Here is a 15,168-nt window from a genome sequence, read left to right as displayed (position 1 = left end):
TCCCCAATCCCCCATTCACTGCCCCGAGCTTGTCGAAGGGCCCTATCCCGGCTCAAAGGCATCGCCCGCAGGCGGGCTCCTACGTGCCCGGCCTGACGAACACGCGCATCGCATTGCCGTAGTAGATCTTGTCGATCACCGCGCGCGGCAGCGCCAGGCCCGGCACGTCGGCGTGGATCATGTCCACATGCTGCGTCTCGCCGGTGGCCAGGTAGCGCCAGTCGGAGCTCCACGCCGCGTGCGCCTCGCGACGGAACTCGGCGGGGTCGGCATCGGGGCCGTAGGTCAGGTCGGTGCCGTACATCACCCGATCCTGGTAGCGGATGAAGAAGTTGCGCACCTTCTCGCGGTCGCGCACCGACTGGTATTGCACCTGGCTCATGCGCGCGGCCATGTCCACGGTGGCATCGGGAAAACGGTCGAGGAAGGCGGCGATGCGGTCGACGTCATACTCCAGGCTGGCCAGATGCGCGCCGACGAAGCGCAGCTTCGGGTGCGCAGCCACGAAGCGGTCACGCGCCGCCATCAGATCCTCGTAACGCGGCATCTCCGGGTGCAGGTACATGTAGTACTCCGGATGCTTGCTGAAGTACTCGCGATCGTTGTCGGTGGTCATCTGATCCAGCGGCAACCAGCAGTTTTGCGGCTCGCCCTGGTGGTCGATCAGGGCCACGCCGAGCGCACGCACCTGCTCGGCCACGGGCGCCAGGCCCGGATCGTCGAGCATGATCAGCTTGCCGTCGGCGCTCCGCTCCGCGAGGCCCACGTTTTTCCAGATCTTCACTGCCAAGGCGCCCGCCGCCACGTCGCGGGCAAGTTTCGCGTCGACGCGTTCGGTCCAGCCCGGCGTGCCGAACCCCTTCATCGAGAAGGTGGTGGCCCAGTGGAAATGCGCCGGGTCCCTTGCCGCCAGGGCCACGGCGGCCGCGTGCTGCCGCGCGATGCTCGGGAAGTCGGGGTAGTCGACGTTGATCGACAGCAACTCGAAACCGTCCGCGCGCGCCTGTTCGAGGAATGCCGGATCGGGCGTGTTGGCGTGGACGTGGGCGTCGAACTTGCGCACCTGGCCGAAGTCGGCCATCGAATAACTTTCCGCGGCATGCCGGCTCGCCGTCGCGCAGGCGCTGGAAAGGGCTGCCGCGATGGCCAACAGGGCAAGGACGGCGGGACGGAAGATCGTGTTCATCGGTCCACCTCGGCAATATAACGAAACATTTTCGAACCATACCGAAACGAAACGCTTGCATCAAGAGCAACGGCTGACGCAGAATCGGGACGACGTCTCAAGAGGAATTCGCCATGCGCCCGATCGGACGACGCACTGTATTGAAGCTCGTGGCCGGCAGCGTGGCCGGTGGCGCGGCGTGGCTCATGCTGCCGAAGGCGCTGGCGGCATCCCGGCCTGGCTATCCCGGTGCCGGCCGCACCGATGGCGGCACCGGCGCCACCGCCGGCGATGCAGTACTGGCGATCGCCTTCGATCACCGCCTGCACACGCGCCTGGTGGTCCGCGGCAAGCCGCTCACGCCGTGGCAACCCAGCGAGAGCCTGCTGTTGGCCGATGGCGCGGTCGACGACTTCGCCATCACCGGCCACCGGGAACAACCGGTCGCCGACGCGCGTCACGGCAGCGGTCACCAGTCGATCGTCACCGGCCGTTCCGGCAACCTGGAAAAGGAAGTGGCGCTGACCTTCTTCGACGGTCTTCCCGGCTTCGCCGTGCTGCAGACGCGCTACCGCAACCTGGGCAGCACCGCCGTGCAGGTCGCCGGCTGGCGCAATGCCGCGCATGAACTGGCCGAGGCGCCCGGCGGTTTCTGGAGCTTCTCCGGCACCACCCACACCGATCGTCGCGACTGGGTGCAGCCGATGGCTGCCGGGTTCGACCAGCGCAACACGCTGGGGATGGATTCGTCCGACTACGGCGGCGGCACGCCGGTGGCCAACATCTGGCGCCGCGACGTCGGCCTGGCGGTCGGTCATGTGGAGCCGGTGGTGCGTCCGCTGGATCTGCCGGTGCGCAAGACCGACCGCGGCGCGCACATCGCGGTCGAATCGCTGCAGGCATCCGCCCTGGCGCCGGGCCAGGCCTTGGTCACCGAACGCACTTTTCTGGCGGTGCACACCGGCGATCATTTCGCGCCGCTGCTGCAGTACCGGCAATACATGCAGGCCGAGGGCCTGGAGGCGCCGCAGGCTCCGGAATCGGCCTTTGCGCCGGTGTGGTGCGCGTGGGGCTACGGCCGCGACTTCACCGTCAAGCAGATCCTGGACACGCTCCCGAAAGCGCGCGAGCTGGGCTTCGGCTGGGTGGTGATGGACGACGGCTGGCAGACCAACGAAGGCGACTGGCGCATCGACAGGCGCAAGTTCCCGCGCGGCGATGCCGACATGCGCGACTTCACCGCCAAGGTGCGCAGCCAGGGCATGCACCCGCGCCTGTGGATCGCGCCGCTGGCCGCCGACCCGGGCAGCGACGTGCTGCATGACCATCCCGACATGCTGCTGCTGGACCAGGACGGCGGGTTCCAGAAGGTGACTTGGTGGAACGCGCTCACGCAATGCCCGGCCTACCAGCCCACCGTCGACTTCTACGTGGCCCTGGTGAAGAAGGTCATCGGCGACTGGGGCTTCGAGGGCATCAAGTTCGACGGCCAGCACCTCAACGCCGTGGCGCCCTGCTACAACCCTGCGCACAAGCATGCGCATCCGGGCGATTCGGTCGAAGGCCTGGCCACGTTCTGGCAGGCCATCCACCGGGCGGCGCACGAGGCCAACCCGCAGGCGGTGGTCGAGCTGTGCCCCTGCGGCACGGCTTTCGATTTCCACAACCTGCCGGCCACCGACCAGTACCCGGCGTCCGACCCGACCTCTTCGTGGCAGGTGCGCAGCAAGGGCAAGAGCATGAAGGCGCTGATGGGCTCGCGCAGCAGCTATGCGGGCGATCACGTGGAACTGTCCGATCGCGGCGACGACTTCGCCTCCACCGTCGGCATCGGCGCGATTCCCTCCACCAAGTTCACCTGGCCGAAGGACACCGAGCATCCCTCCGAGCCGCTGCCGCCGGGCGGCCTGGTGCTCAACGCGGAGAAGGAAGCGCTGTGGCGCAAGTGGGTGGCCTTGTACAAGCAGCACATGCTGCCCAAGGGCGAATACCTGGGCACGCTGTACGACATCGGCTTCGACAAGCCCGAGGCGCACGCCATCGCCAAGGACGGGGCGATGTACTACGCCTTCTACGCCGACGAGTTCAAGGGCAAGGTGGAACTGCGTGGCCTGGGCGCCGGACGCTACAAGGTGCGCGACCTGTTCAACGAAGTCGACCTTGGCGAGGTGGAGGCCACTGCGGCGAACCTGCCGGTGGCGTTCAGGCACTTCGTGCTGCTGCAGGCCACGCCACTGGGGACGCCGGCATGAGCCTGGCCGCCAGTGCGATCGCCGCGCCGCGCCGTCGCCCCTGGCTGGTTTTCGCCGTCGCCACCGTCGCGCTGTGGGGCGTGTGGGGCGCGCTGTCGCCGCTGTCGGCCGAGCACGGTTTTCCCGAAACGCTGGTGTACTGCGTGTGGGCGCTGACCATGATCCCGCCGGCGCTGTACATCCTGTGGCGCAGCGGCTGGACGCTGGAGCATTCACCGCGCGCGATCGGCTACGGCATGGCCATCGGCCTGCTCGGTGCCGGCGGGCAGATGCTGCTGTTCCACACGCTGACCATCGGGCCGGCGTATTTCGTGTTTCCGATCATCTCGCTGTCGCCGGTGGTGACGATCGCCCTGTCCTTTGCGTTCCTGCGCGAGCGCACCGGCTGGAGCGGCGCGCTGGGCATCGTGCTGGCGCTGGTGGCATTGCCGATGCTGGACCTGTCGTTCGGCCGCAGCGCCGGCGGCGGACTGGGCTGGTTCCTGCAGTCGCTGCTGATCATGCTGGCCTGGGGCGTGCAGGCGTACTTCATGCGCCTGGCCAACCACACCGTGCGCGCCGAGAGCATCTTCTTCTACATGATGCTGGGCGGCCTGCTGCTGGCGCCGGTGGCGCTGGCGATGACCGACTGGTCGCAGCCGATCAACACCGGCATCGACGGCCCGTGGATGACCGCGGCGATCCAGTTGCTCAACGCCATCGGCGCGCTGACCCTGGTCTACGCCTTCCGCCACGGCAAGGCGATCGTGGTGGCGCCGCTGACCAATGCCGGTGCCCCGCTGGTGACCGCCGCGCTGGCGCTGGTGTTCGCCAGCATCGTGCCGGGCCCGCTGAAAATGATCGGCCTGGTGCTGGCCCTGATTGCCTCGTTGCTGCTGGCACTCGAACCCGAGGCCGTGGCCGAAGCCGAGGGCGATCCCGACGTTTCCACCCCCTCCCCCGAATGGACTCCGTCCCCATGCACGTCCTCTCCGAGCTCATCGCCCGTCACAAGCAGGGACACGCCGGTGGCGTGACCTCGATCTGTTCGGCGCATCCCGTCGTGATCGAAGCCGGCCTGCGCCACGCGCAACGCACGGGACAGGCATTCGTGCTGTTCGAGGCCACCTGCAACCAGGTCAACCAGGACGGCGGCTACACCGGGATGAAGCCGGCCGATTTCGTCGCCTTCGTGCACGCGATCGCCGACCGCGTCGGCTTCGACCGCGCGCGCATCGCGCTGGGTGGCGATCACCTGGGGCCCAACCCGTGGACGTCGCTGGACGCGGACGCGGCGATGGACAAGGCCGAGGTGATGGTGGCCGCGTACGTGGCCGCCGGCTTCCGCAAGATCCACCTGGACTGCTCGATGGCCTGCCGCGGCGATCCCGAGCCGCTGCCGGAGGCGGAGATCGTGCGCCGTGCGGTACGCCTGTGCCGGGCCGCCGAGGTCGCTCACGCGCAGGCCGGCGGCGAGGCGCCGGTGTACGTGATCGGCACCGAGGTACCGGTGCCCGGCGGTGCCACCGAGGCCATCGAAGGCCTCGCCGTGACCACGCCGCAAGCCGCGCTGGCCACGATCGAGGCGCATCGCCAGGCCTTCGCCGCCGCGGGACTGGACGCCGCATGGCAACGCGTGATCGCCTCCGTGGTGCAACCGGGCGTGGAGTTCGATCACCACGACGTGGTGGATTACGACCCGTCGAAAGCGCGCGAACTGAGCCACGCCATCACCGGTGTGCCGGGCATGGTGTTCGAGGCGCACTCGACCGACTACCAGACCCGCGACGCGCTGGCGGCGCTGGTACGCGATCATTTCGCCATCCTCAAGGTCGGCCCCGGCCTGACCTTCGCCCTGCGCGAGGCGCTGTGGGCGCTGGACGCGATCGAGCAGGAGTGGATCGGGGATGCGCGTCGGGCACGCCTGCGCGAGGTAACCCTGGCGCGCATGCGCGAGCAGCCCGGTTACTGGCGACGCTACTACCACGGCGAGGGCCACGCGCTGACCATCGACCTGCAATACAGCCTCAGCGACCGCATCCGCTATTACTGGCCGGACCCGGTGATCGAGCAGGCCTGCCAGCGCCTGTTCGACAACCTGCGCGCGACCCCGCCGCCGCTGCCGCTGATCAGCCAGTTCCTGCCGCACGCGCTGCGCGCGCTGCGCACCGGCGGCGCGACCAAGGACCCGCTCTCCCTGACCATGGCACACATCAGTGCCGCACTCGACGACTACCACCATGCCTGCCATGACCATGACATCCACTGAGTACCTGGGCGCGTCCGAGTCCGAGCTGACCGCCGCGGGCGCGCTCTGCACCGCACGCGAGATCGAGCAGCAGCCACGGATGCTGCAGCGGACCCACGCGCTGGTGACCGGGCTGCATGCGCAGATCCGGGCGTTTGCCGGCCCGCTGATCGACGACCCTGCCGCGCGGGTGATCCTGACCGGCGCCGGCAGCTCGTCCTATATCGGCCAGTGCGTGGCGCCGCTGCTGGACCGCCGGCTGGCCGCCCGCGTGGACGCGGTGCCGACCACCGACATCGTGTGCGCCCCGCGCTTGTATCTGGAGCCGGAACAGCCACTGCTGCTGGTCTCCTTCGGCCGTTCCGGCAACAGCCCCGAAAGCCTGGCCGCGGTGGAACTCGCCGAGTCCCTGGTGCGCGACGTGCGCCACCTGGCGATCATCTGCAATGCCGACGGTGCGCTGGGCAAGGCGCCGGTTGCCCGTTCGATGACCCTGCTGCTGCCGGCCGAGACGCACGACGCCGGCTTCGCCATGACTTCCAGCTTCAGCTGCATGATGTACGCGGCCATGGCCGCGTTGTTGCCAACCGGCAGCATGGACGCGCGCATCGACGCCATTGCCGATGCCACCGCGCGGGTCATCGCCGGATCGCTGCCGGCACTGAACGAGCTGGCGCGCGGCCAGTACGACCGCGTCGCCTACCTCGGCAGCGGCGTCTTGCAGGGGCTGGCCCGCGAGGCGGCGCTGAAGCTCGGCGAGCTCACCAATGGCGCGGTGGCGACCTGCTTCGAGTCGCCGCTGGGTTTCCGCCACGGGCCCAAGACCTTCGTCACCGAACACGCCCTGGTGATGGTCTTCGTGTCCAACGACCCGCTGACCCACCGCTACGACCTCGACCTGGTGGACGAGCTGCGTCGCGACGGCCGCGCGGCGCGCATCATCGAGGTGAACGCCCAGCCGCGCGCTGCCGCGGGCGCCGACGGCATCACGGTGCCGGCGATGGCCGATGCCGTCGATGCGGATCTGCTGTGGCCATACCTCGCCATCGCGCAGATCCACGCCTTCCTCCGTTCGCGCGCCATCGGCGTGACGCCCGACAATCCCAACCCCGCGGGCCTGGTGAACCGCGTCGTGCAGGGCGTGCGCCTGTACGCTCTGAGCGCATGAATCGGGTGACTTACCTGGGCGTGGACGGCGGCGGAACGAAAACGCGTTTCGCCCTGATCGACGCTGACGGCCGACTGCTCGGCGAAGCGGAGCTCGGCACGACCTACCATCCCCATGTCGGGCTGGACGGCGTGCGTGCCATCCTGGCCGAGGGCGTGACCGCGGTGCTGGGCACCGCCGGCCGGACCCTGGCCGACATCGGCCATGCCTTCTTCGGGCTGCCCGCCTACGGCGAGGACAGCCGCGCCACCGCGCTGTTGCAGGCGTGCCCCGCGGCGATCCTCGGCCACGACCGCTACACCTGCGACAACGACATGGTGTGTGGCTGGGCCGGCTCGCTGGGCTGCGCCGACGGCATCAACATCGTCGCCGGCACCGGTTCGATCGGCTATGGCCAACGCCAGGGCCTCGCGGCCCGCGCCGGCGGCTGGGGCGAGGCGTTCTCCGATGAAGGCTCGGCCTACTGGATCGCCATGCGCGGACTCAACGCCTACTCGCGCATGAGCGACGGGCGCCTGCCCCGCGGCCCGCTGCACGCGATCCTCAACGCGCACTTTCAGCTCGACAACGACCTGGACATCTGCGCCCATGTCTACGGCGGCAACTCCTACGCCCGCGGCGACCTGGCGCAGCTCTCGCGCCAGGTGGCCGAGGCGGCACGGGCCGGCGACGGCGTGGCCGCCACCATCTTCCGCGACGCCGGCCACGAGCTGGCCGGCATCTGCGACGCACTGCGACTGGCCCTGCACTTCGAAGCCGGCGAAACCGTACCGGTGTCCCATTCCGGCGGCGCCTTCAATGCCGACGAACTGCTGCTGGCACCGCTGCGCGAGGCGCTTGCCGCCGCAAGCACGGATTTCGACCTGCGGCCGCCGTTGCACGCGCCCCATTACGGCGCCGCGCTCTACGCGGCCCGGCTCGCCGGCCACCCGGTGCGGGCGGCAACGCGGGCTGCCGTCGCCCCCTGAGCGAGACTGTCCGGTTCGCCGCGGACTTTTGCCGGGACCGCCCTACAAGCCATTCGCCGCCTGCGCCACCGCGCGGAACAACGCGCGGCCCTTGTTCATCGTCTCCTCCCACTCGGCGGCGGGGTCGGAGTCGAACACGATGCCTGCGCCGGCCTGCACGTGCAGGCGGCCGCCGTGGATCACCGCAGTGCGGATCGCGATGGCGGTGTCGGCGTCGCCCCACCAGCCGATCCAGCCGATCGCGCCGCCGTAGATGTTGCGCTTGTGCGGTTCCAGCTCCTGGATGATCTCCAGCGCGCGTACCTTCGGCGCGCCGGAAAGCGTGCCGGCCGGGAAGGTAGCCTTGAGCACGTCCATGTAGCTCAGGCCTTCGCGCACCGTACCCTGCACCTGCGAGACGATGTGCATCACGTGCGAGTAGCGCTCGATCGCGAACGAGTCGCCCACTTCCACGCTGCCGGTCTCGCTGATGCGGCCGAGGTCGTTGCGGCCGAGGTCGATCAGCATCACGTGTTCGGCGCGCTCCTTCGGATCGGCCAGCAACTCCGCTTCCAGCGCGCGGTCCTCTTCCTCCGTGGCGCCGCGCTTGCGCGTGCCGGCGAGCGGGCGCACCACCACCTTGCCGCCCTTCAACCGCGCCAGGATCTCCGGCGAGGAACCCACGATCTGGGTGTCGCCGAGATCGACGAAGTACATGTAGGGCGAGGGATTCATCGCGCGCAGCGCGCGGTACACGTCCACCGGCCGCGCGTTGAAGCGCACGGAAAGGCGCTGTGACGGCACCACCTGGAAGATGTCGCCGGCGCGAATGTATTCCTTCGCGCGCTCGACCATCGCCTCGAACTCGTCCCTGGTGAACGAGGACTTGAAGTCGCTCTCGTCCAGCGCGACCGACTGGGTCAGCTGCGGATACGAGGCACCGCCCTGGCGCAGCCGATGGACCAGCGCATCGAGCCGTCGCTGCGCCTGCGCGTAGGCGTGCGGCTGCGACGGATCGGCGTGCACGATCAGGTACAGCCGGCCCTTGAGGTTGTCGAATACCGCCACCTCCTCGGCCAGCATCAGCAGCACGTCGGGCGTGCCCAGCTCGTCGAGGCGGTCCCACTGCGCCAGCCGCGGCTCGATGTAGCCGATCGTCTCGAAACCGAAGTAGCCGACCAGGCCGCCGGAGAATGCGGGCAGCTGCGGCAACTGCGGCACGTCGTACTGCGCGCGCAGCTTCTCGATCTCCGCCAGCGGATCGTCGAGATGGCGGCGCTCGGTGATCTCGCCGGAATCCTCCACTTCCAGCTCATGCCCGCGCAGGCGGAACACCCGCTTCGCCGGCAGGCCGATGATCGAATAACGCCCCCAGGTGGCGCCGCCCTCGACCGACTCGAACAGGAAGGTGTACGGACCGTCGGCGAGCTTCAGGTACACCGACAGCGGCGTGTCGAGGTCGGAGAACACCTCGCGCACCAGCGGGATGCGCGTGTGACCGCGGGCGGCCAGCGCGTCGAATTCGTTTCGGCTGATGGGGTCGGGAGAGCTCACGGGTCGCGGTTCCGGGTGGTCACGAAGGGGAAACGACCATTGTAGGCCAAGCGCAGGCGCCGCCGCGGCGCGCTTGATACGCTGGTGGCGGCGGTCTACTCTCGACGGTCGGGCTACAGGGGACCGTGCGTGGATCAGTATTGCGTCGTAGTGTGCGGCTTGCGGGCCGGTGCGTCGGACGAGGCGTCGACGTGGGCGCCGGTGGCGGCCGCGCTGAGGATGGAGCACGACGAATTTTCCCGGCGCGTGGTCGCCGCGCTGCCGCGGATCGTGCGCCAGCAACTGGACCGTTCCAGCGCCGAGCGCATCGCGCAGCTGCTGCAGGGCCTGCACGTCGATGCCCGCGCGCTCCCCGGCGACGAACAACTGGCGTACATCGACCGCGACGGCAGCAGCCGCGGGCCGCTGCCGCGGTCGGCGCTGGACGCGTTCATCGCGCCGGGCGAGTCGTATCGGCTGCACGGCAGCCTGGCATGGCAGATCTGGCCGGAGCCGCTGGAGTACGAGTCCTCGCCCCCGCCGGCACAGGCATTCGACGAGGTGATGGCCGCGCCCGTCGACGAAGCCTTCGCCGCGGCGCCCATCGAGCCGCTCGACGATGAACCGCCTGCGCCCGCGGCCGTGAGCGCGTCGCCCGGCCTGCCGCCGCCATTGCCCACCGCGTCGTCGCCCGCGGCCGTCGAGCCGCCGGTGCCTGGCGACGAGCTGGCGACAGACGATGCCCTGATCAATCCGTCGTCGGACGAGCCCGTCGGCGAAGTCGACGTCGCCGCCCCGCCAGCCGAGACCACAAGCCACCCGCCACGACGCTCGCGGCTGGGTCGCATGTTGCTGCTGCTGGCACTCGTCGGCGTGGCCGCGTGGGCTTATCTGAATTGGGGCGCCGATACGCACGTCGACGATTCCCCGCCGGCGGCAGCCGTCGGCCATGCGCAGCCGGCGAACAGCACCACCGCGGCAGCGGCAGCGGCAGCGGCGACTTCGGCCGCGGCAGCGCCCGCCATGGCCGCGTCCACCCCGACGGCAAGCGCCGGTTCGACGCCCGCGGCGGCGACGTCGGTCCCGGCCTCCGGCGGCACGGCGGCCTTGCCTGCGGCGGCCGCGACCACGGCGGCACCGGCAGCGGCATCCAGCGCGGCGCCCGCTGCATCGGCCAGCGCCGTGCCGGCGCATGCGGCCAGCGCGATGGCCACGCCCACCACGCCCGCGGCGGCGGGCTCGTCAGCGCGGGGCTGAAGCTCAGGCGGTTTCGGTCACCGGCTCCACTGCCGGCGCGGCATCCGCCGCCATGTCTGCCGACGCCTCCGCACCACCGGCGAGCGCGAGCAAGGCCTGGTTCTCGCGCATCACCTCGCGCAAGGCCAGCAGCGCACGCACGTTGCGTTCCAGCTCGGCGATCGAGATCGGGAAGAAACCGTCGTCGCGGTCGCTGACCACCCAGCTGCGCGCACGCGCCAGGTCGACCGGGATCTGCGCGGCATGCAACGCCTCGACCACATCCGCGGGACGCAACTCGGCCAGCTCGCACACCAGTCGCCACAGCCAGTTCATGCGTTGCGGATCGGTGGCACGCAACAGCGGCGGGCGGCGATAGGGTTGCCGGCTGAGATTGGGGACATCCATGGCGACATTTCCGCGGGAAGCCGAGATGTCCGGATAGCGGCACACGGCGGCGAAGCTTTAACCGCCCAGCCGCTGCCGCGGCATGCCGCGCAGGGTGAGGGTGAACGCCACGCCGCTGCCGTCGTCGAGATTGCGCGCGCTGACGCTGCCGCCATGGCGCTCGGCGACCAGGCGCACCACGTACAAGCCCAGGCCCAGGTGCGGCGCCTCGCCGGGCACTGCCTTGTCGCGCAGGCTGACCAGCGAATCGAACAAGCGGCCCTGCATCGCCGCGGGCAGCGGCGGGCCCTGGTTGGCCAGCTCGATCTCGGCGCCACCGTCGAGCGCACGCAGGCTCAGCCGCAGCCAGCCCTGCGCGGGGGTGAACGAGAGGGCGTTGTCGAACAGCTTGTCCAGCGCCTGCGCGATCAGTTCCGGCGCGCCGTGCAGCGGCAGCGGCGCATCCGGCAGGCGGCAATCGAGCCGGCGCGTGCCGACCAGCGGGCGGTAGCCGTCGGCGCAGCCGCGCACCACGTCGCACAGGTCGACATCCTCGGGCTCGGCCGCTTCGATCGAGCGCTCCATCCGGCTCGACTCGCTCATCGCCCGCACCAATGCGCCCAGCCGCGCCACCCCGTCGCGGGCGCGTTCCAGGTAGGGCTTGGCCGGCTCCGGCAGCGCGGCGTGCTGCTGCAGCGCGTGTTCCAGGTTGTCCAGCGAGGACTTCACGATCGCCAGCGGCGTGTTCAACTCGTGCGACAGCTTCGAGGCGAGCGTGCGCAGGTAATCGGTGTAGCTGCCCACGGCCACGAACAGCTTCTCGAAGCTGCGGGCGAGATCGCCGATCTCGTCCGGTGCGTCGATCATCGGGAAGCGGTCCGGATTCAATTGGCCGTCCAGACGTCCATCGTTGCGCTGCGCCCGCTCGACGGCATTGCGCAGCCGCGCCAGGCGCAGGCTGAGCCGGGTGGCGAACGCCAGCAGGATGCCGCCGGCCAGCAGCAGCACGACGAAGCTGGTCAGCAGCACGCCGAACAGCGCGCGGTTGGCCAGCAGCGGCACGGTGCGACTGGACTGCTCCAGCAGCAGCACGCCCTCGACCTGGCCGGCCCGCTCGATCGGCACCGCCGCGGCGAGCACCACGCTGCCGCGCTCCTCGCCGTGGCGCCAGCGGCTGACCGCATGGCCGGCGCGCGCCTGCTCCACTTCGCGGGTATCCAGCCGCGGCACGTCCTGTGCCCACAGGTTGGCGTCGTCCAGGCGAGTGGCCAGCAGCGAGCGATAGACCAGCGAGGCAAACCAGCCCGGGTCGCGCTCGGCCGCGCTGCTGCCATGCAGGCGGCCGCTGCGCGCCAGCAGCCAGCCGGCCGGTGACAGCACGCGCGCTTGCACACCCGTCGGCACCAGCTGCGCCAGCTCGCCGGACAGCACCGCCGAGTAGCGGCGCAATGGGCGCGACTCGACGGCCTGCCGATCGCCGCCGCTGCTGGCGTCATAGGCGCCAATACCCAGGCGGCTCGGCGCCGGTTGCCTCGGCAGGCGCAGCTCGACCTGGTAGCCGCTGCCGTCCTCCTGCCAGCTCGCGCCAAGCTGATCGGGCAGGCCGGGCACCGGCGGGTCCAGCGGCAATGCCTGCAGCGGCCCCGGTGCCGCGCTGGCCAGCAGGTAGCGCCGCTGGCCGGCGGCGTTGCCGAGGGCGAGAATCAGATGGTCGGCCAGCAGCGCGTTCGCGTCTTCGGCATCGGCGCGGGTGCGGTGGGTGTCGGCCACCTGCGCATGCAGGTAAAAGCCGTCCGCATCCTCGGCCAGCAACAGCTGTCCGCGTCGCGCGAACGGCTGGCTCCATGGCGTCAGCGGTGCCCAGTCGTCGCCGTAGCCGTCGACGGTGATCGGCGTGGGCGCCTCCTGCACGTACCAGCTCGGGCCGTCGGCCGGCGGCAACGCACGGGTCACCACCAGGCTGCGCGCCACCACCTGCGCCGAGGCCACCAGGGCCTGGGCCTGGCCGTCGCGCAGCAGCGACTCCATCTGGCGCACGTCGAACCAGCCGGCCACCGGCAGCGCCAGCGTGCACAGCGCCACCAGCAGCAGCTTGCGACGCAGGCTCATGCCGCTCCGGTCCGTCGCTCAGCGGGCATCGGCCGGTGCCGTGGCACGCTGGTAGCGCGAGGCCATCACCACCCGCATGAAGTCATCCAGCAGCGCGCGCCGCGTGGGGTCGCCGTCATCGAAGGCCATCGACCAGCTATAGCGGATGCCGCTGGCCTGGCCCGGGTCGCAGAACACCAGCACGTCGTCCACGTGGTCGCTGCCTTCGTAGACGCTGGCCTCGCAGGACATGTGCGGATGGCGCACGGCGAAGCTGGCGGCCTTGCCGGCGGGGTCGAGCTGGAGATAGCGCGTGCGGTCGGCCTGCACCTCGGCGGCCAGGCTGCTCAGCACGCGCGGCCACACGTTCAGCACCATCACCCGCTGCGGCTTGCCGCTCCACTCGCCCTGGTACAGCACCGCGTTGACGCCGATCGCCTGGGCGTAGGTGCAACAGTCGCGCGTCCAGCCCGGCGGCGATGCCACCGCGATCGTCCAGGCCGGCGCGTTGCCGTCGCGGGCGCCGCGGGCCAGCACGTCGTCGGTGCCGGTCGCCCAGGTCAGCGCCGCGCAGAACAACAGTGCCAGCGCCACGCACAGACGCGCGCTCACGGCTTCCACCGGTAGCCCACGCCATGCACCGTCTCGATCGCGTCGAACTCGGGCGCCACCGCCACGAACTTCTTGCGGATGCGCTTGATGTGCGAGGTGATGGTGGCGTCGTCCACCACCAGCTCCGCCTCGCGCATCAGCTGGTCGCGGTTCTTCACGTGGCCGGGGAAGCGCACCAGCGTGTGCACCATCCAGAACTCGGTGACGGTGAGCGGGATTTCCGCGCCGTTCCAGGTGATGCGCATGCGCTCGGACTCCAGCTTCAGCGGGCCGTGCTCGAGCACCGTCTCGCTGGAGGCGGGCGCCTTCAGCGACTCGATCCGGCGGAACAGCGCGGCAATGCGCGCGGCCAGCTGGTGCAGGCTGGTGTCCTTGCTGAGGTAGTCGTCCGCGCCCAGCCGCAAGCCGGAGATCACGTCGAAATCCGAATCGCGCGCGGTGAGGAAGATCAGCGGCAGCGTCGACGATTTCGCGCGCAGTTCGCGGCACAGGTCGAAGCCGCCCTCCGGTTCGTCGCCCAGGCCGATGTCGATGATGACCAGCTCGGGCAACTTCATCGCGAACGCGCTGGACGCTTCCTGGCGCGAACCGTAGCCGCGCGCGTCGTAGCCGAAACGGTTCAGCGCCTCGACGTAGTTGGCGCGGATCAGCGGTTCGTCCTCGACGATGGCAATGCTGCGGCCCATGGCGCACTCCTTGGATGATGGCTGCAGCGTGCTATGCGCGCCGCGCGGGCGCAAGCGGTCGCAGCGCGCTGCCAGCGATTTGCCACAAGCCGCCGGCAAATCGCCCGGCAGCGGCCGGCGCACGCGCCGCGACGGAGGCTTTGATGTGATCCACGCACTCCATCACGAGGTCACTCATGGACACCCGCCGCAACGAACACGACCCCCGCGCCGAACTGCACGGCTTCGAGCCGCTGCGCACCGGCCTGGCGCTGGGCGCCCTGCTGCTGGGCCTGTTGGTCGGCTTCTTCTGAAGGAGGCGCGCCATGTCCCGTCATCTGTCCAGACTCGATCCGTTTGCCGTGGTGGAAGTCGTCCGCGCACCCGGCGCGAAAGGAATCGCGCCGGGTGCGGCCCGGGACGACACCGATCCCGACTGGCAACCGCTGTAACCGTGGTCCTCCCCCTGGTGGTTGCTTGCCCCTCGCTTGCGAGGGGCTTTTTTCGTGCGCGTGCTGCCCGCCCTTTGCCACGACTGGCCCGAACGCCGCCGCCGGCGCGGCTCCCGCGCGACCTTCACGCGTGCGGCAATGCCATCGTGGCTCGGGCCACAGGAGGACACCGACATGCATGCAGCAATACGGCTTTCGCGCACATGGCGTCACTGGTTGATGGTCGGCAGTCTGATGCTGGCCGCCGGACTGGGCCTCGATGCGGTGTGGCTGCACGCCCGGGTCGCGCTGGCGCAATGGCTGAACATGCGCGCGCAGGCTCGATCCAGCCGGCTGCGGCCGCGATCCGCACAGCGAACCTGAACGACACAGTTGGCAAATTGAGCCTCGCCGCGGGAACCAATCGGCAGGTACCGGGTCGGACCTGATGATTGGC

General features: G+C 70.0%; 14 protein-coding genes. 8 read left to right on the top strand and 6 right to left on the bottom strand.

Annotated features, from left to right (window positions below):
• Nucleotides 1-79 precede the first annotated feature (79 nt).
• The gene (locus ACVCL3_RS13835; RefSeq protein ID WP_447099692.1) at nt 80-1,186 is read right to left on the bottom strand and encodes an amidohydrolase family protein; all 1,107 of its coding nucleotides are present in this window, start codon (nt 1,184-1,186) and stop codon (nt 80-82) included.
• 113 nt (nt 1,187-1,299) lie between these two features.
• Between ACVCL3_RS13835 and ACVCL3_RS13830 the strand changes: the two genes are divergently transcribed.
• Genes ACVCL3_RS13830 through ACVCL3_RS13810 form a run of 5 tightly spaced genes read left to right on the top strand, consistent with a single transcriptional unit; the run spans nt 1,300 to nt 7,780 of the window.
• Entirely contained in the window at nt 1,300-3,417 is a 2,118-nt protein-coding gene (locus ACVCL3_RS13830; RefSeq protein WP_447099691.1) for a glycoside hydrolase family 36 protein, read from the top strand.
• Entirely contained in the window at nt 3,414-4,433 is a 1,020-nt protein-coding gene (locus ACVCL3_RS13825) for an EamA family transporter (protein ID WP_447098060.1), read from the top strand. Before ACVCL3_RS13830 ends, ACVCL3_RS13825 begins: the two co-directional genes overlap by 4 nt.
• A complete protein-coding gene (locus ACVCL3_RS13820) occupies nt 4,376-5,665 on the top strand; it encodes a D-tagatose-bisphosphate aldolase, class II, non-catalytic subunit (RefSeq protein ID WP_447099690.1) in 1,290 nt (429 codons plus the stop codon). Before ACVCL3_RS13825 ends, ACVCL3_RS13820 begins: the two co-directional genes overlap by 58 nt.
• The gene (locus tag ACVCL3_RS13815; RefSeq protein ID WP_447107236.1) at nt 5,637-6,812 is read left to right on the top strand and encodes an SIS domain-containing protein; all 1,176 of its coding nucleotides are present in this window, start codon (nt 5,637-5,639) and stop codon (nt 6,810-6,812) included. Before ACVCL3_RS13820 ends, ACVCL3_RS13815 begins: the two co-directional genes overlap by 29 nt.
• A complete protein-coding gene (locus tag ACVCL3_RS13810; RefSeq protein WP_447099688.1) occupies nt 6,809-7,780 on the top strand; it encodes an N-acetylglucosamine kinase in 972 nt (323 codons plus the stop codon). Before ACVCL3_RS13815 ends, ACVCL3_RS13810 begins: the two co-directional genes overlap by 4 nt.
• A 42-nt stretch (nt 7,781-7,822) precedes the next feature.
• On the opposite strand, the gene trpE is transcribed toward ACVCL3_RS13810, so the two are convergent.
• A complete protein-coding gene (gene trpE / locus ACVCL3_RS13805; protein ID WP_447099687.1) occupies nt 7,823-9,313 on the bottom strand; it encodes an anthranilate synthase component I in 1,491 nt (496 codons plus the stop codon).
• A gap of 219 nt (nt 9,314-9,532) precedes the next feature.
• Here trpE and ACVCL3_RS13800 point away from each other — a divergent pair, with 219 nt between their 5' ends.
• Complete coding sequence (locus ACVCL3_RS13800) at nt 9,533-10,549, top strand: hypothetical protein (RefSeq protein ID WP_447099686.1); 1,017 nt, start codon at nt 9,533-9,535, stop codon at nt 10,547-10,549.
• 3 nt (nt 10,550-10,552) lie between these two features.
• Here the strand turns inward: ACVCL3_RS13800 and ACVCL3_RS13795 are convergent, their stop codons facing one another.
• From ACVCL3_RS13795 to pdsR, 4 genes are read right to left on the bottom strand one after another with little or no spacing between them, the layout of a single operon-like run.
• A complete protein-coding gene (locus tag ACVCL3_RS13795) occupies nt 10,553-10,936 on the bottom strand; it encodes a hypothetical protein (RefSeq protein WP_447098055.1) in 384 nt (127 codons plus the stop codon).
• Nucleotides 10,937-10,993: 57 nt separating this feature from the next.
• Nucleotides 10,994-13,024 carry an ATP-binding protein gene (locus ACVCL3_RS13790; protein ID WP_447099685.1) on the bottom strand — a complete coding sequence of 677 codons (2,031 nt, stop codon included), beginning with the start codon at nt 13,022-13,024 and terminating at the stop codon, nt 10,994-10,996.
• An 18-nt stretch (nt 13,025-13,042) separates the two neighbouring features.
• Nucleotides 13,043-13,624, bottom strand: coding sequence for a hypothetical protein (locus ACVCL3_RS13785; RefSeq protein ID WP_447099684.1), 582 nt, complete (start codon nt 13,622-13,624; stop codon nt 13,043-13,045).
• Complete coding sequence (pdsR, locus tag ACVCL3_RS13780) at nt 13,612-14,301, bottom strand: proteobacterial dedicated sortase system response regulator (RefSeq protein ID WP_447098052.1); 690 nt, start codon at nt 14,299-14,301, stop codon at nt 13,612-13,614. Before pdsR ends, ACVCL3_RS13785 begins: the two co-directional genes overlap by 13 nt.
• A 305-nt stretch (nt 14,302-14,606) precedes the next feature.
• Between pdsR and ACVCL3_RS13775 the strand changes: the two genes are divergently transcribed.
• Both ACVCL3_RS13775 and ACVCL3_RS13770 read left to right on the top strand, forming a co-directional pair.
• Nucleotides 14,607-14,732: a hypothetical protein gene (locus ACVCL3_RS13775; RefSeq protein WP_447098051.1), complete on the top strand. Its 126-nt coding sequence runs from the start codon at nt 14,607-14,609 to the stop codon at nt 14,730-14,732.
• A gap of 54 nt (nt 14,733-14,786) precedes the next feature.
• Complete coding sequence (locus tag ACVCL3_RS13770; RefSeq protein ID WP_447099683.1) at nt 14,787-15,095, top strand: hypothetical protein; 309 nt, start codon at nt 14,787-14,789, stop codon at nt 15,093-15,095.
• Nucleotides 15,096-15,168: the final 73 nt, after the last annotated feature.

The organism is Rhodanobacter sp. UC4437_H4 (assembly GCF_052978425.1).
Note: the sequence above shows the minus strand (reverse complement) of the source record. Positions and strands in the feature narration are given on the sequence as shown.